Below are 15,171 nucleotides of genomic sequence, written 5' to 3'. Positions count from 1 at the left end.
CGGAGGAGGACACGTGGACGAGAGCATCGACGCGGCGGCGCGGGAGGCGAACCGCGCCCTGCTGGGGCGGCTGCCCGCGGACCGGACCCTGGTCATGGGCATCCTCAACGTCACCCCTGACTCCTTCTCGGACGGCGGGGAGCACGCCACCGTCCGCGCGGCCGTCGAGCACGCCCGGCGCATGGTCGCGGACGGCGCGGACATCGTGGACGTGGGCGGGGAGTCCACCCGCCCCGGGGCCCGCGCCGTGCCGCCGGCCGAGGAGCAGGAGCGCATCCTGCCCGTGATCGAGGCGCTGCTGGCCGAGGACGTCGTCCTCTCCGTGGACACGCGCCACACCGCCACCGCCCGGGCTGCCCTGGCGCTGGGGCCGGTGATCGTCAACGACGTCTCCGGCCTCGCCCACGAGCCGGATATGCCGGCGCTGATCGCCGCGTCGGGCGCGCCGTACATCCTCATGCACAACCGCGGGAACCCGCAGACCATGGACGGGCTGGCCGTCTACGAGGACACCGTCCCGGACGTCGTGTGCGAGCTGCGGGACGTGGCCGGCCGCTTCCTCGCCGCGGGCGTCGAGCCCGCGCAGCTGATCGTCGACCCGGGCCTGGGCTTCGCGAAGGCCGGCGAGCAGAACTGGGAGCTGCTGCGCGGCCTCGAGTGGCTCCGCGCCATGGGCCACCCGGTGCTCGTCGCCGCCTCGCGCAAGCGGTTCCTGGGCACGCTGCTGGCGGACGACGACGGCACCCCGGCCCCGCCCGCCGCGCGCGACGCCGCCACCGCGGCCATCTCCGCCCTCGCCGCCGCCCAGGGCGCGTGGGGCGTGCGCGTGCACGACGTGCGCGCCAGCGCCGACGCCGTCCGCACCGCCGCGGCCTGGGCCGGGGCCCACGCCCCGGGTGAGCCCGTCTCCGAGGACGTGCTGCCGTGAGCGCCCGGGACCGCATCCGCCTGGCCGGACTGTCCGCCGTCGGGCACCACGGGGTCTTCGACCACGAGCGCCGGGACGGGCAGCCGTTCGTCACGGACGTCGTCCTCCACCTCGACGCCGGCCCCGCCGCGGCCGGCGACGACCTCGCCCGCACCGCCAACTACGCCGAGGTCGCGGACACGGTGGTCCGCCTGGTCACCGGGGAGCCGGTGGACCTGATCGAGACCCTCGCCGACCGGATCGCCCGCACCGTCCTCGCCGAGCAGCCCGTGGTGGCCGCCGTCGAGGTCACCGTGCACAAGCCGCAGGCGCCCATCCCGCACGACTTCGCGGACGCCGCCGTCACCGTGCACCGCACCCGGGAGGACCTCGCGTGAGCACCGTCGACTGGTCGCACCCGGCCGAGGGCCCCGCGCCCATCCCCGAGCTGGGCGCCCGCCCGGACGCGCCCGTCGCGGCCGTGCTGGCCCTCGGCGCCAACCTGCGCGAGCCCGCGCAGACGCTCGACGCCGCCGTCGCCGCCCTGTCCGCGCTGCCGCACATCACGGACGTCCGGGCCTCGCCCCGGGCCGTCACCACACCCGTGGGCGGGCCGCCGGGCCAGCCCGACTACCTCAACCAGGTGGTCACGCTGCGCACGGACCTCGCGCCGTGGGAGCTGCTCGCGGTGGCGCACCGGCTCGAGCAGGACCACCATCGGCGGCGTGAGGTCCGCTGGGGCGCGCGCACCCTGGACGTGGACGTGATCGCCTACGGAGACGTGCGCAGCGACCACCCGGACCTCACCCTGCCGCACCCCCGCGCGGCCGAGCGGGCCTTCGTGCTGCTGCCGTGGCTGTGGCTCGACGCGGACGCCACGCTCGCCGGCACGCCCGTCGCCGACCTCGCCGCCGTCGCCGCGGACGCCCCCGGGGTGCGCCGTCAGGAGCCCGAGCGGCACCGGCTGCTGGCCGGCACCGACGACGTCGCCCCGCTCCGCCCGGCACGCCCGGACGCCCTCGGGAGGGAGGCCACGTGATCGCGCTGCGCTCCGGGTGGACCCTGCTCGTGGTGCTGGTGGCCGCCGTGCTCGGCTGGCTGGCCGGGCTCGCCGCGCCGTCCCTGGGCTGGCCGGCGCCCGTGGTGGGCCGCGGCGGCCTGATCACCGTGGCCGCGGTCTCCGTGCTGTGCCTCGCGCTGGGCTGGCGGGTGCGCCGCGACCGGGAGAAGCCCGCCGCCGCGCGGATGGACCCGCTCGCCGCGGCCCGCACCCTCGTGCTCGGCCAGGCCTCCGGCTTCGCGGGAGCGGCCCTCGGCGGGTGGCACGCCGGGGTGGCGGTGCAGGTGCTGCTGCGGGCCGGCGTGGAGGCACCGACCGTGCGGGAGGCCGCCCTGCAGGCCGTCGGCGGTCTCGTCCTGCTGGTGGTGGGGCTGATCGTCGAACGGTGGTGCCGGATCCCGCCTGAGGAGGATGCGCCCGAGGGCGGCCGTGGGCAGGATGGGTCCCCGGGCCGACCGGCCCGTCCCGAGACGGAAGGAGGGTATGCCCGTGCCCGGCATTGACCTGAGCGGCGTGGCCTTCACGCCGGCCTCGCCGCGGCTGGCGACGGTGAAGCTCATCGCCACGACCATCGGCCACCTGATCTGGCTCGCCGCGTTCTCCGTGCCGCTGATCCTCAAGCTCACCGGCCCGTGGGCGGGGATGGCCGCGTGGGTCGCGTGGGGGCTGCCGGCCGTCGTCGTCGTGTCCTGGATCGTGGACCTGATCCTGATCCCGCGGCGCGTGCGCGCGATGGGCTGGGCCGAGCGCGAGGACGACGTCCTGTGGCGCGAGGGCATCCTGTTCCGCAGCGTGCACGCGGTGCCGTACGGCCGCCTGCAGTACGTGGACGTGTCGGACGGTCCGCTGCTGCGCCGGGTCGGGCTGCAGACCCTCACCCTGAAGACCGCCGCCGCGGGCGGGGACGTCACCCTGGAGGGCGTGCCCCGCGAGAGGGCCGAGGAGCTGCGCGAGGTCCTCATGGCGCGCGGCCAGGCGCGGCTGGCGGGCCTGTGAGCGCGGCCGCCCCGCCCCCCGCCGACGACGCCGGCTGGGTCCGCGTCCACCCCGCCTCGCCCTGGGTGCGGGGCTGGACCTTCCTGCTGCTGATCCTGTTCTTCGCGGGCCGCAACGCGGTGGAGGACTTCGCGGCGGGCCGGCTCAGCGGGGAGGACGCCCCGGGCGGCGGCGACGGCAGCCTGCTCGTGGCCGGCGGCATCCTGCTGGGGGTCACCCTGCTGATCAGCCTCGTGTTCTTCTTCTCCTGGTGGTTCACCCGGTTCCGCTGCGGGGAGGACCGGATCGAGCTGCGCCAGGGCTGGCTCTTCCGCAGCCGCCGGCAGATGCGCTACGACCGCATCCAGGCGGTGGACCTGCAGCACCCCCTCGTGGCTCGGCTGCTCGGGCTGGCCACGGTGAAGGTCGAGGCGGCCGACGGCGGCGAGTCCGCGCTCGAGCTGTCCTTCCTGCGCCGCGCCGAGGCCGAAGCGGTGCGCCGGGAGATCCTGGACCGCGCGTCGGGGATGCTCGGGGGAGCCGGGGCGGACGCGTCCGCGCCGGAGCGGGCGGCCGAGCCCGGCCTCCCCGACGCCGACGCCGCGGACGCCGGCGAACTCATGCTGCAGGTGCCCGCGGGGCGGCTCCTCGGCTCCGTCCTGCTCTCCGGAGGCGTGCTGGGGGTGCTGGCCGGGTCCCTGATCTGGCTGGGCGGCCTCGCCCTCGTGGTCGCGCTGCTGCCCGAGGCGGTGCTGGACGAGGGGGAGACCCTGACCGGGATCGGCGCGGCCGCGGCCCTGCCCGCCCTGTTCTCCGTGGCCGGCGTCGCGTGGTCCCGGCTGAACGCCGGCTGGGGTTTCCAGGTGCGCCGCTCCACCGACGGGCTGCGACTGCGGCACGGGCTCACCGAGACCACCCACCAGACCGTCCCGCCGGGGCGGGTGCAGGGGGTGACCGTCTCCCAGCCCCTGTTCTGGCGGCCCTTCGGCTGGTATCGGGTGAACATGGCGGTGGCCGGGTACCTGCAGGAGTCCGACGGCGCCCGGGACGTCGCGCTGCCCGTCGGCCCGTGGGAGGACGTGCTCCGCGTCCTCACGGTCGTGGCCCCGGACCCGGGCCTGGACGGCGATCCGCGCGCCGCGCAGGGGCTGACCCCCGCCGGGCTCATGCACCTCGGCGTGCACGGCACCGGCACGGAGGGCGGCTTCCAGCACGTGCCGCGGCGCGGCAGGTGGTGGTTCAACTGGTTCGCCTGGCGGCGGACCGGCTTCACGACGACGCGGTCCCTGCTGGTGGTGCGCAGCGGCTGGTTGAACCGCCGGCTGCAGACCCTCCAGCACGAGCGCATGCAGGCGGCCGAGCTGGCGCAGGGCCCGGTGCAGCGACGCCTGGGCCTGGCCACGGTGCGCGTGTGGGTCGCGGGGGCGAACGCCGTGGTCCGCGACCTCGACGAGGACGTGGCCGTGGACCTGTACGCCCGGGAGGCCCGGCACGCGGCCGTCTCGCGTCGCCTCGCCGACCGCGACCAGTGGATGCGCCCCGAGGAGCTGGCCCGCTTCGAGCAGCGCACGCGCGAGGTCGCGGCCACCGAGGTGGGCCGCCGCGAACTGGCCCGGGCCGGCGTCGTCGGCGGCGCCGTCGTCGGGGAGGAGAGCGGGGCAGACGTCCCCGCCGTGCGCGGCGAGGAGGAGCGATGACTGGTGGATTCGACCTGAGCCTGGACCCGCACGACCCGGCGCAGCGGCCCGGGCGGCTGGGCGTCGGTGTGGTGAGCGCGGGTCGAGTGGGGGCCGTGCTGGGCTCGGCGCTGCGGGCTGCGGGCCACACGATCACGGGCGTGCACGCCGTCTCCGAGGCCTCGCGGGACCGCGCGGAGATGCTCCTGCCGGGCGTGCCCGTCCTGGAGATTCCCGAGATCCTGCGCCGCTCCGAGATGGTCGTCTTCGCCGTCCCGGACGACGCGCTGGGCGAGCTCGTGGCCGGCCTGGCCGCCGCGGGGCACGTGCAGACCGGCCACCTGCTCGTGCACACCTCTGGCCGCTACGGGGTGGGGGTGATGGAGCCGGTGCGCGCGCACGGGGCGATCCCCCTGGCGATCCACCCGGCCATGACGTTCACGGGGCTGAGCCTCGACGTCGCGCGGCTGCAGGACTGCGTGTTCGGCGTGACCGCGGACCCCGTGGTGCTGCCCGTGGCCCAGGCGCTCGTGGTGGAGATGGGCGGCGAGCCCGTGGTCGTGAAGGAGGCCGACCGGGCGGCCTACCACCTGGCGCTGTCCCACGGGTCGAACCACCTGGTGACGCTGACGGCGCAGGCCCGCCAGATCCTGGAGACGATCGGGGTGGCCGACCCGGTGCGGGTGCTGCGCTCACTGATGACCGCCGCGCTGGAGAACGCGCTCACGGACGGCGACGGCGCCCTCACCGGCCCCGTGGCCCGCGGTGACGTCGACACGCTGCGGACCCACCGTGAGACCCTCGGGGAGCTCGAGGCCGGGGGACTGCCCCCGGACGTGCGGGCCGTGTGGGAGACCCTCGCCCGCGCGACGACCGACCGCGCCGAGACCCGCGGCACCCTGCGCGCGGACACGGCGGCGCGGCTGCGAGAGGTCCTCGACGACTCCGACGACCCCCACGACGACTGACCGACCCCCCGCCGCCCCCGCCCCCCGCTTTCGTTCGGGAAACGGCGGGTCCCGGACCGTTTTCGTTCGGGAAACGGCGGGTCCGGGGCCGCGCCCCGGCCGTCAGAGGCGGCCGTCGCGGATCGCGGCGACGACGCCGTCTGCTGCGTCCTCGATCTGCCGGTACATCTCCTCGAACTGCGGCCGCGGACACCCGTACGGATCGGGGACCTCGCGCACCCCGGCGCTGTCCGCATCCGACGCGAACTCGCCCATCAGGTGGATCCGGTCCCGCTGCTCGTCCGTGGTCGCGAGCCGCCGCGCGTCGGCGAGGTTGGCCTCGTCCATCACCAGGATCAGGTCGGCCTCGTCCACGAGGTCGGCGGACAGCTGCACCCCCACCGTCGGGAACTCGTAGCCCAGTTCGCCGCCGACCTCGCGGGTGAGGTGATGCGGCCGGGCGCCCACGTGCTCGTCGGACGTGCCGGCGGAGGTGACCTCGACGTCGTCGAGACCGGCCTCCGCGAGCTTGCGGTTCAGCACGGCCTCGGCGGCGGGCGAGCGGCAGATGTTCCCCAGGCAGACGGTCATGATGCGCATGGGGCCAGTGTCTCAAGTCCGGTCGGGGGCGGCGGACGACGACGGCCCGCACGCTCGCCTCGTCGCTGGCGGCACGACATCGGGCGCGTCCACGAGTGCTCCCGCTGGGGGATCGCAGGCCTCCGGCGGTGTGTCCCCCCGGTTCCTCGCCGTTTCTCGAACGAAAGCGCTGCGACACGCCGCCGCTTCTCGAACGAAAGCGCGGCCGGCACCGTTTGTTCCGGCGACGGTGGCGCCCGGCGCGCCTGGCAGGATGGAGGCCATGACCGACCAGCCCGAGATGAGCCCCCTGACCGAGCCCGAGCGGGAGTGGGTGCGCGTCCGTCGCGACTTCGCCGCGCAGGAGGGCGTGGACCACCTGGACCTGGACGCGGTCGCCGCGTACTACGACGCCGTGCTGGCCCGCTCGCAGGCGGAGGCCGACGAGCTGGACCCCGAGGAGCTGGCGGTGCTGCTGGACGTCGTCGCGGTGCTGCTCGGCGAGCACCTGGGTGCGCGCCACGGCATGCAGTGGGTGACGGTCGCGGATGAGGAGGGGCCCGCCCTCGCGCTGCGGGACACCCTCTCGGACGCCGTCGTCTTCCCGCAGCCGGTGGTCGGCCAGAGCTGGAACCACCAGGCCACGGGGGAGTGGATGGGCGGGTACGTCGACTGGCTCGGCGAACAGCTCCAGCAGATCCGGGCCGACGCCGGCACGCGGCCCGGCGCCTGAGGCGCGGCGGGCACCGGGGCGGCCCGCCGTCGACGCCACCACCCCGCCGCCCTCCGTGTTGCCCGGATCACGTGCGGGCCGATAGAAACGAACGCATGACCTCCACCCCGGACACCCCGGCCGCCCCCGCCACCCCCTTCCACGACCTCGACGCCTTCACCGCGCTGCCGCGCGTCGCCGGTCTCACCCTCAGCCCGGACGGCGCCCGCCTGGTGACCACCGTCGCCGCCCGGGACGCAAAGGGCACCGGCTACGCCACCGCCCTCTGGGAGGTCGACCCCGCGGGCAAGCGCCCCGCCCACCGCCTGACCCGCTCCCGCGAGGGCGAGGCCGGCGCGCAGTTCGCCGCGGACGGCACCCTCTTCTTCACCTCCGCCCGTCCCGACCCCGCCGACGCCGAGGCCGAGAAGCGCAGCGCCCTGTGGGCCCTGCCGGCCCGGGGCGGCGAGGCGCGCGTGGTGCTCTCCCGCCCGGGCGGCGTCGCCGCGGTCACGTGCGCCTCTGCGGCGGACCGCGTGGTCGTCACGGCGGACCGGCTGCTCGGCGCCACCACCGAGGCCGAGCACGCGGCCCTCGCGCAGACCCGCAAGGACGCCGGTGTGGACGCCATCCTGCACACCGGCTACCCCATCCGCTTCTGGGACCACGACCTCGGCCCCGCCCGCCCCGAGCTCTTCGTCCTCGAGCCCGGCCCGGACCCGCAGGGTGAGCCCGCCACGGACGCCGACGCCGCCGAGCCCGGCCCCGCCGCCTCCGGCCTGGCTCCCGAGGCCGACGACGTGGCGCACCACCTGCGCCACGTCTCCGGATTCCCGCGCTCCCACGCGTTCGGGATCGGCGCGCAGGTGGCCCCGGACGGCTCGTTCCTGCTCACCACGGCCGCCACCGCCGAGGCTCGCGGCAACGTGCGCGAGGGCACGGTGGTGCGCGTGGACCTGGCCACGGGCGAGCACCGCGTCCTGCACGACGTCCCCGGTGAGGACGTGGCCGTCGGCCCCGTCAGCCATGACGGCACGCGCGCCGTCGTCGTCCGCACCCCCGACTCCACCCCGCACTCCGCCGTGCACCCGCGCCTGTACGTGATGGACACGGCCACGGGCCAGACCACGCCCCTGGCCCACGGCTGGGACCGCTGGGCCGACGTCGTCGCGTGGCTGCCGGACGACTCCGCGGTGATCGCGCTCGCGGACTCCGAGGGCCGCCGCCCGGTGTTCCGCATCGAGGTGGCCACCGGCGCCGTCGCGCAGGTGACCCGGGAGGACGAGGCGTGGACCGACATCGTGCTCTCCCCGGACGGGGCCACGGCCTACGGCGTCCGCTCCTCCTACCTGTTCCCGCCGGAGGTGGCGCGGATCGACCTGGCCACGGGCGAGACCACGCGCCTGCCGAACCCCGTGGAGCGCCCCGCGATCCCGGGCACCCTCGAGGACGTGGAGACCGTCGCCGAGGACGGCACGCACGTGCGCGGCTGGCTCGTGCTCCCCGAGGGGGAGGCGCCGGCCGGCGGTCACCCGCTGCTGCTGTGGATCCACGGCGGGCCCCTGGGCTCGTGGAACGCGTGGAGCTGGCGCTGGACCCCGTGGATCATGGCGGCGCGCGGCTACGCGGTGCTGCTGCCGGACCCGGCGCTGTCCACGGGCTACGGCCAGGACTTCATCGAACGCGGCTGGGGCCGCTGGGGCCAGGCGCCCTACACGGACCTGATGGCGCTCACGGACGCCGTCGTGGCGCGTGAGGACGTCGACGGCGACCGCACCGCCGCCATGGGCGGCTCGTTCGGCGGCTACATGGCGAACTGGGTGGCCGGGCACACCGACCGGTTCCGGTGCGTGGTCACGCACGCCTCGCTGTGGGCGCTGGACGGCTTCGGCCCGACGACGGACGCCGCGTTCTACTGGGCCCGCGAGATGGACGAGCAGATGCAGCAGGAGAACTCTCCGCACCGGTTCGTGGGCGAGATCGTCTCCCCGATGCTCGTCATCCACGGCGATAAGGACTACCGCGTGCCGATCGGCGAGGGGCTGCGCCTGTGGTCGGACCTGCTGGCGAAGTCCGGGCGGCCGGCCGCCGCGGACGGCACCACCGACCACCGGTTCCTCTACTTCCCCCACGAGAACCACTGGATCCTCGCCCCGCAGCACGCGAAGGTCTGGTACGAGGTCGTCCTCGGCTTCCTGGGCGAGCACGTCCTCGGCGACAGCGCCCCGACGGCCCCGGAGACGCTGGGACTGACGCGGCCGTCGTCGACGGCGGGCTGAGTCGCCGGGCCCGGTGCCGCGCATCGTGACGGGCGGCTGAACCTCTCCGATCAGCCGCCCGTCACCGGCTGTTCACCGGACGGGCCGGCTGTGGCCGGAGGGGGGCCACCCGGCCGACACCCGGATCTGGCCCACTGGAGCGGTCATCCCCCCCGGAAAGGACCGTTCCATGACCTCCGTCCGTCGTCACGCCGCCCGCGGCCTCGTGGCCCTCGCCGCCGCCGTCGCCGTCAGCGCCCCGCTGGCCGCCCCGGCCGTCGCCGCCCCCGCCGCAACGGAGACCCCGGCCGCCGCGCAGTCCGTCACGGGCAAGCCCGTAGTGCGTCCCGACGTCGTGGGTCATCGTGGTGCCTCCGGCTACCGCCCCGAGCACACCCTGGCCGCCTACGAGCTGGCCGCCGCCCAGGGCGCGGATGTGATCGAGCCGGACCTGGTCTCCACCAAGGACGGCGTGCTCGTGGTCCGCCACGAGAACCTGATCGACGGCACCACGGACGTCGCCCAGCGACCCGAGTTCGCGGACCGCAGGACCACCAAGGTCGTCGACGGCGTGGCCCTCACCGGCTGGTTCACCGAGGACTTCACCCTCGCCGAGCTCAAGACCCTGCGCGCCAAGGAGCGCCTGCCGCAGGTCCGCCCCGAGTCCGCGTCCTACGACGGCCGGTACCAGGTGCCCACCTTCGAGGAGGTGCTCGAGCTGCGGGAGCGCCTCTCGGCCCGGCACGGCCGCGAGATCGGCGTCATCCCCGAGATCAAGCACCCCACCTACTTCGACTCCATCGGCCTGTCCATGGAGGAGCGCGTCGTCGAGCTGCTCGACGAGCACGGCCTGAACAAGCGCAACGCCCCCGCCACCGTGCAGTCCTTCGAACTCGCCAACCTGCGCGATCTCAACGAGAACCTCGGCCTCAAGGCCGAGACGGTGTTCCTCTCCAGCGTCACCGGCGCACCCTATGACTCCGTGGCCGCCGGCGACGAACTCCGCGACTACGACTTCTACGAGACCGCCGCGGGCATGCGCGAGATCCGCGCGGCCGGCGTCGACACGCTCGGCCCGGCCTTCGCGCAGATCATCACCAAGGAGAAGGACGGCTCGATGGGCGAGGAGACCGCGTTCGTCTCCCTCGCCCACCGCGCGGGCCTCGAGGTGGTGCCGTACACCTTCCGCGCCGAGAACCAGTTCCTCTACACGGAGTTCCGCTCCTCCACGGACCGGAACGCACAGGGCGACATGGTCGGCATGATCCAGCCGTTCCTCGACGCCGGCATCGACGGCTTCTTCACCGACCACCCCGACCTCGGCGTGCAGGCCGTGGACGTCTGGATGCAGGGCAAGAAGGAGCACCCGGGCCGGGGCGTCGGCAAGACCGCCCAGCGGGGCCTGAAGGTGCGCTGACCCCGTCCCGACCGGAGACGACGCCGTCGCGCCGCCCGGCCCGGTGGGGGGCGCGGCGGCACGCGTGTTGCGTCGACCGATCCCGGCGGACCCGAGGTCTTCCGGCAGGGTCCCTGCGGTGCTTACCTTGGCGCTCAAGACCGGTGGACCCGGTGACGTGGACGGCCAGAAGGGCCGGCCATGAGGGACGCCGACCCGGACGAAGGAAGGCACAGCATGACGACGAACACGCCGAAGAACGCCCACGGCTCCTCAGCCGAGGGCCGTGACGCCAAGGACCAGGCGAAGGGCAAGGCCCAGCAGGCCGCGGGCGAGGCCCAGGGCCAGGCGAAGGCCGTGGCCCACGACGCCAAGGACAAGGCCCAGGACCTCGCGGCCACCGCCAAGCACGAGGCCGGCCAGGTGAAGGACGAGGCCGCTGACCAGGTGCAGTCGCTGGTCGGCTCCGCCCAGGAGCAGGTCGGCGCGCAGGTGCAGACCCAGCAGGAGCGGCTCGCGGGCCAGGTGCGCAGCTACACCGACGACCTGCACCGCGTGGTCTCCGGTGAGCAGCCGCAGACCGATTTGGTGCGCCAGGGCGTCGCCTCGGTGGCGGACCGTGCCGAGGCCCTGACCCAGCGCCTGGAGACCGCTTCCCCGCAGGACCTGCTGCAGGACGTGCGCGGCTTCGCCGCTCGCCGTCCGGGCACGTTCCTGGCCCTCGCCCTGGGCGCCGGGCTGGTGGCCGGTCGACTGACGCGCGGCATCCGCGACGCCGCCCAGCCCGACTCCACCGCCTCCACCTCGCCGCGCCGTCACGAGACCCGTCCGGACGCGGTGCACGCGGACGTGACTCCGCACCACCTGGACTCGCAGGCCCCGGCCTACTCGAGCGATTCGCTCTCCCAGGCCGACGGCCGCGTCGCGGACGGCGCCGGGCCCCGCCGCGCGGCCGGCGTCGGGGACGTCCCGTACGGCACGCAGGCACCGGTCCAGCAGGGCCTGACCGCCGAGCGGCCGTTCGACCAGACCCGGCCCGGGGGTGACGCATGAGCACCGCCCACGAGCCGTTCCGCGACGCGACGCCGCACTCCGGCGCGCACACCCCGCCGCCCACGCAGGCGGAGTTCCGCGCCGAGCACGAGAGCCTCGGCGAGATGTTCCAGAGCCTGTCGGCCAAGCTGTCGACGCTGGTCAGCCAGGAGATCGCCCTGGCCAAGGCCGAGGCCACCGAGTCCGCGAAGAAGGCCGGCAAGGGGGCGGGGCTGCTGGCCGGCGCCGCCGTCGGCGGCTTCTTCCTGCTGATGTTCCTGTCCCTCGCCCTGATGCACCTGCTCGACGTGTTCCTGCCGATCGGCTGGGCCGCGCTGATCGTGGCCGTGCTGTGGGGCGTCGTGGCGGCCGTGCTGGCCGTGCAGGGCAAGAAGGACATCGAGAAGATCAAGGGTCTGCCGCAGACCCAGGAGACGCTTCAGGAGATCCCCGAGACCCTGAACCCCGCGAAGGAGACGCGATGACCACGAGCAACAACCCCGATGAGATCCGCGCCGACATCGAGCGTACGCGCCGCGAGCTCGGCCAGGACGTGGACGCCCTCGCCGAGAAGGTGAGCCCCACGAAGGCCGTGTCCCGGCAGACCAACCGCATCAAGGACGGCTTCATCCACGCGAAGGAGAACATCATGGGCTCCCCGGAGCAGCACCGCCACGAGCCCTCGCTGGGCGATCGCGCCCACGGGGTGATCGACGACGCCCGGGCCTCCGCGTACGACGCTGCCGGCCAGGCCCAGGACCGCCTGGGCGATGCCGGCGACCGCGTGTCCGAGTGGGCCGACGACGCCCAGCTCGCCCTGCAGCAGGCCCCGGCTCAGCTGCGCGGCCGCACCGCGGGCAACCCGCTGGCCGCCGGGCTGATCGCCTTCGGCGCCGGCCTGCTGCTCAGCTCGCTGATCCCCGCCTCACGCGTGGAGCAGCGCGCCGCGGAGGGCCTCAAGGAGCAGGCCGCCCCGCTGGTGGACGAGGCCAAGCAGGCCGCCCAGCAGCTGCGCGAGGACCTCGAGCCCGCCGCCCGCGAGGCCGCCGGGAGCGTGAAGGAGTCGGCTGCCGAGGCCGCTTCCCACCTCAAGGAGCAGGGCACGGACACGGCGCAGGACCTCAAGGCGGAGTCCCAGGACGCCGCCCGCCAGGTGAAGGACACCGCGAAGGACGCCTGAGCCCGACCCGAGCACGACGCCGGCCGGTCCCGTTGACGGGACTGGCCGGCGTCGCGCGTTTGGGGCCGAATCCGGCCCGCGGCTCAGGCCTTGGACCAGATGCGCGTGGTGAGGCGGAAGTCCTCCCCGAGGCCCCGTGCCTAGACTCGGAGGGTGACCCCTCTCGACCGCGTCCCCGACCAGCGCCCCGTCCCCGCCGGCACCGGCCTGACCCTCGAGGACGCCCTCCCCGCTCCCGTGACGGCCGAGGCCGACGGCGTCTCCGCGCGCCCGCGTCTGGCCCGGACCGTCGCCGAGATGCGCTCCGCTCTCCGTGAGCTCGTCGCCCACGCCACGGACGACGGCGACGCCGAGCCCGTCACCGTCGGCCTGATCCCCACGATGGGCGCCCTCCACGGCGGCCACGCGGCCCTGGTGCGGCGGGCCCGCGCCGAGAACGACGTCGTCGCGGTCAGCATCTTCGTGAACCCGCTCCAGTTCGGCGATCCGGCCGACCTGGAGCACTACCCGCGCACCCTCGACGCGGACCTGGACCTGCTGGCGGCGGCGGGCGCCGACGTCGTGTTCGCCCCGGACGTGCAGGAGATGTACCCGGGTTACCCGGACGCGCCGATCGTCACCGTCTCCGCCGGCCGCATGGGGGAGGTCCTCGAGGGCGCCTCCCGCCCGGGCCACTTCGACGGCGTGGCCACCGTCGTGGCGAAGCTGTGGAACATCGTGCGCCCGGCGGCGCCGGTCCTGCGCAGCTACTTCGGCCAGAAGGACGCGCAGCAGCTCACCGTCCTGCGCCGCCTGGCCACGGACCTCGACATCGACGTCGACGTCCGCGCCGTGCCCATCGTCCGCTCGCCCGAGGGCCTCGCGCTCTCCAGCCGCAACACCCGCCTGGACGCCGCGGGCCTGGAACACGCGCTCGTCCTCAGCCGCGCCCTGCGCTCCCTGGCCGACGCCGCGGCGGCCGGTGAGCCCGTCGACGTCCAGGCCGCGCGCCGGATGGTCGAGGACGAGCCGGGCGTCGAGCTGGACCACCTCGTGGTGGTGGACCGGGACACCTTCGCCGAGCTCGGTCCGGAGCTGCTGTGCCAGCCGCTGCGCCGCGAGGCCCTCGCCCTCGTGGCCGCGCACGTGCCGCCCGTCCGGCTGATCGACACCATGGTGCTGCCCGCCGCGGGGCCGCTGCCGTGACCCCGGAGCGTCTCGCCGCCGCCTTCGACGGCCCCTCGCCCGCGCTCGCCGCGACGCTGCTGGGGTGCCGGCTGACCGTCGTCGCCCCGGACGGCGCCGTCACCGTGCGGCTGACCGAGACCGAGGCGTACGGGAACGCGGGCGCAGACCCCGGCGCCCACTCGTTCCGCGGTCGCACCGAGCGCAATGCCGCGCTGTTCGGGCCGCCGCGGCGCACGTACGTGTACCTGAACTACGGCATCCACCGCTGCCTGAACCTGGTGGGCCACCCCGAGGGGGAGGCCGGCGGTGTGCTGCTGCGTGCGGCCGAGGTGCTCGCGGGAGGGGACCTCGCGGTGGCCCGCCGCGGCCGGGACACCGGCCCCAAGCTGCTCTCCGGGCCGGGCAACCTCGGCCAGGGCCTCGGCATCACCCTGGAGATGGGCCACGCGCCCGTGGAGATCGTCGCCTCGCCGCCGGAGGTGTCCGACGACGGCGGCACCCCGGCCCGCCTCGCCGCGCCGGCCGCGCCCGCCCGGTTCCTCCTGGCCCCGCCCGCGCCCCGCGATCCGGCCGAGCCGCCGACCGAGGTCGTGACGGGCCCGCGCGTCGGCGTCTCGGGGGAGGGCGGCTCCGTGCGCTTCCCGTGGCGGTTCAGCGTGGCCGGCCACCGCAGCGTGTCCGCGTTCCGGCGTGGCCGCAACGTGCCGGACTGACCCCCAGACCTTGTCGACCGCCCCGGCCCCGTGCCTAGGTTGATCCCATGACCGAGATGAACAAGACCGCCCACGGCGAGACCCAGCAGACCGTCACCCGGACCATCGACGCGTCCGCCAAGGACGTGTTCGACTTCCTGACCCTGCCCGCGAACCACGCGAAGTTCGACGGCTCGGGCATGGTGCAGTCCGACGACAAGACCCAGCGCATCCAGAAGGTCGGCGACGTGTTCACCATGAACATGCACGCGGAGCACATGGGTGGCGACTACCAGACCGACAATCACGTGGTCGCCTACGACCCGAACAAGCTGGTCGGCTGGAAGACCGCCCCCGCCGGCACCGAGCCCAAGGGCTGGCAGTGGGTCTACCGGCTCGAGGACAACGGCTCCGGCAGCACGGACGTGTCCCTCACCTACGACTGGACCGCCGTGACCGACCCGGAGCTGCTGGAGAAGAACCTCTTCCCGATGGTCTCCGAGGAGCAGATGGAGGAGTCGCTCGCGAAGCTGGCCGCCGAGGTCGGCTGACCCCCGCTTCCCGACGGCGGCCCCGTGCCGGCCGTCCCC

Annotated in this window: 17 protein-coding genes; 16 read left to right on the top strand and 1 reads right to left on the bottom strand. The window is 75.1% G+C overall.

Annotated features, from left to right (window positions below; translation table 11 throughout):
- Positions 1-13 precede the first annotated feature (13 nt).
- The 7 genes from folP to HDA34_RS06480 are packed head-to-tail and all read left to right on the top strand — an operon-like array spanning position 14 to position 5,586.
- Positions 14-928, top strand: coding sequence for a dihydropteroate synthase (folP, locus tag HDA34_RS06510; RefSeq protein ID WP_041104655.1), 915 nt, complete (start codon positions 14-16; stop codon positions 926-928).
- Complete coding sequence (gene folB, locus HDA34_RS06505; protein WP_041104654.1) at positions 925-1,305, top strand: dihydroneopterin aldolase; 381 nt, start codon at positions 925-927, stop codon at positions 1,303-1,305. The genes folP and folB overlap by 4 nt, the downstream gene beginning before the upstream one ends.
- Positions 1,302-1,946, top strand: coding sequence for a 2-amino-4-hydroxy-6-hydroxymethyldihydropteridine diphosphokinase (gene folK / locus HDA34_RS06500; protein WP_020625294.1), 645 nt, complete (start codon positions 1,302-1,304; stop codon positions 1,944-1,946). Before folB ends, folK begins: the two co-directional genes overlap by 4 nt.
- Positions 1,943-2,470 (top strand): DUF3180 domain-containing protein, encoded by a 528-nt coding sequence (locus tag HDA34_RS06495; RefSeq protein ID WP_020625295.1) that lies wholly within the window; start codon positions 1,943-1,945, stop codon positions 2,468-2,470. Before folK ends, HDA34_RS06495 begins: the two co-directional genes overlap by 4 nt.
- Positions 2,451-2,963 (top strand): PH domain-containing protein, encoded by a 513-nt coding sequence (locus tag HDA34_RS06490; RefSeq protein ID WP_020625296.1) that lies wholly within the window; start codon positions 2,451-2,453, stop codon positions 2,961-2,963. The genes HDA34_RS06495 and HDA34_RS06490 overlap by 20 nt, the downstream gene beginning before the upstream one ends.
- Positions 2,960-4,639 carry a PH domain-containing protein gene (locus tag HDA34_RS06485; protein WP_101967669.1) on the top strand — a complete coding sequence of 560 codons (1,680 nt, stop codon included), beginning with the start codon at positions 2,960-2,962 and terminating at the stop codon, positions 4,637-4,639. The genes HDA34_RS06490 and HDA34_RS06485 overlap by 4 nt, the downstream gene beginning before the upstream one ends.
- Positions 4,636-5,586 (top strand): Rossmann-like and DUF2520 domain-containing protein, encoded by a 951-nt coding sequence (locus HDA34_RS06480; RefSeq protein ID WP_060974356.1) that lies wholly within the window; start codon positions 4,636-4,638, stop codon positions 5,584-5,586. Before HDA34_RS06485 ends, HDA34_RS06480 begins: the two co-directional genes overlap by 4 nt.
- Positions 5,587-5,688: 102 nt before the next feature.
- On the opposite strand, the gene HDA34_RS06475 is transcribed toward HDA34_RS06480, so the two are convergent.
- A complete protein-coding gene (locus HDA34_RS06475; protein ID WP_070708525.1) occupies positions 5,689-6,165 on the bottom strand; it encodes a low molecular weight protein-tyrosine-phosphatase in 477 nt (158 codons plus the stop codon).
- A gap of 262 nt (positions 6,166-6,427) precedes the next feature.
- On the opposite strand from HDA34_RS06475, the gene HDA34_RS06470 reads away from it, so the two are divergent.
- The 9 genes from HDA34_RS06470 to HDA34_RS06430 all read left to right on the top strand — a co-directional run bounded on the left by HDA34_RS06470 (position 6,428) and on the right by HDA34_RS06430 (position 15,132).
- Entirely contained in the window at positions 6,428-6,877 is a 450-nt protein-coding gene (locus HDA34_RS06470; protein WP_063189136.1) for a DUF3806 domain-containing protein, read from the top strand.
- 95 nt (positions 6,878-6,972) lie between these two features.
- Complete coding sequence (locus HDA34_RS06465) at positions 6,973-9,135, top strand: S9 family peptidase (RefSeq protein ID WP_102708237.1); 2,163 nt, start codon at positions 6,973-6,975, stop codon at positions 9,133-9,135.
- Between the two features lie 169 nt (positions 9,136-9,304).
- Positions 9,305-10,531: a glycerophosphodiester phosphodiesterase gene (locus HDA34_RS06460; RefSeq protein ID WP_044659881.1), complete on the top strand. Its 1,227-nt coding sequence runs from the start codon at positions 9,305-9,307 to the stop codon at positions 10,529-10,531.
- A 216-nt stretch (positions 10,532-10,747) separates the two neighbouring features.
- Positions 10,748-11,563, top strand: coding sequence for a CsbD family protein (locus HDA34_RS06455; protein WP_020625303.1), 816 nt, complete (start codon positions 10,748-10,750; stop codon positions 11,561-11,563).
- A complete protein-coding gene (locus HDA34_RS06450; protein WP_036314802.1) occupies positions 11,560-12,027 on the top strand; it encodes a phage holin family protein in 468 nt (155 codons plus the stop codon). Before HDA34_RS06455 ends, HDA34_RS06450 begins: the two co-directional genes overlap by 4 nt.
- Entirely contained in the window at positions 12,024-12,722 is a 699-nt protein-coding gene (locus HDA34_RS06445; RefSeq protein ID WP_036338457.1) for a DUF3618 domain-containing protein, read from the top strand. Before HDA34_RS06450 ends, HDA34_RS06445 begins: the two co-directional genes overlap by 4 nt.
- 153 nt (positions 12,723-12,875) lie before the next feature.
- Positions 12,876-13,907, top strand: a complete 1,032-nt coding sequence (gene panC, locus HDA34_RS06440; RefSeq protein ID WP_044658620.1) for a pantoate--beta-alanine ligase — start codon at positions 12,876-12,878, stop codon at positions 13,905-13,907.
- A complete protein-coding gene (locus tag HDA34_RS06435; RefSeq protein ID WP_044658621.1) occupies positions 13,904-14,602 on the top strand; it encodes a DNA-3-methyladenine glycosylase in 699 nt (232 codons plus the stop codon). The genes panC and HDA34_RS06435 overlap by 4 nt, the downstream gene beginning before the upstream one ends.
- Positions 14,603-14,649: 47 nt before the next feature.
- On the top strand, positions 14,650-15,132 hold the full coding sequence (locus HDA34_RS06430; RefSeq protein WP_049146638.1) for an SRPBCC family protein: 483 nt from the start codon (positions 14,650-14,652) through the stop codon (positions 15,130-15,132).
- The last annotated feature ends 39 nt before the right edge of the window (positions 15,133-15,171 follow it).

Origin of the sequence: Micrococcus luteus (assembly GCF_014138885.1) — a bacterium.
GTDB classification, from domain to species: domain Bacteria; phylum Actinomycetota; class Actinomycetes; order Actinomycetales; family Micrococcaceae; genus Micrococcus; species Micrococcus luteus.
The sequence above is the reverse complement of the archived record's forward strand: the minus strand, read 5'-3'. Positions and strand labels throughout refer to the sequence as shown.

What these genes read in the sequence shown, in the direction of transcription:
- HDA34_RS06460 (WP_044659881.1), top strand. Translation starts at nt 9,305, where the DNA reads ATGACCTCCGTCCGTCGTCACGCCGCCCGCGGCCTCGTGGCCCTCGCC.
- HDA34_RS06450 (WP_036314802.1), top strand. Translation starts at nt 11,560, where the DNA reads ATGAGCACCGCCCACGAGCCGTTCCGCGACGCGACGCCGCACTCCGGC.
- HDA34_RS06480 (WP_060974356.1), top strand. Translation starts at nt 4,636, where the DNA reads ATGACTGGTGGATTCGACCTGAGCCTGGACCCGCACGACCCGGCGCAG.
- HDA34_RS06455 (WP_020625303.1), top strand. Translation starts at nt 10,748, where the DNA reads ATGACGACGAACACGCCGAAGAACGCCCACGGCTCCTCAGCCGAGGGC.
- HDA34_RS06445 (WP_036338457.1), top strand. Translation starts at nt 12,024, where the DNA reads ATGACCACGAGCAACAACCCCGATGAGATCCGCGCCGACATCGAGCGT.
- HDA34_RS06470 (WP_063189136.1), top strand. Translation starts at nt 6,428, where the DNA reads ATGACCGACCAGCCCGAGATGAGCCCCCTGACCGAGCCCGAGCGGGAG.
- HDA34_RS06430 (WP_049146638.1), top strand. Translation starts at nt 14,650, where the DNA reads ATGACCGAGATGAACAAGACCGCCCACGGCGAGACCCAGCAGACCGTC.
- HDA34_RS06475 (WP_070708525.1), bottom strand. Translation starts at nt 6,165, where the DNA reads ATGCGCATCATGACCGTCTGCCTGGGGAACATCTGCCGCTCGCCCGCC.
- HDA34_RS06465 (WP_102708237.1), top strand. Translation starts at nt 6,973, where the DNA reads ATGACCTCCACCCCGGACACCCCGGCCGCCCCCGCCACCCCCTTCCAC.
- HDA34_RS06490 (WP_020625296.1), top strand. Translation starts at nt 2,451, where the DNA reads ATGCCCGTGCCCGGCATTGACCTGAGCGGCGTGGCCTTCACGCCGGCC.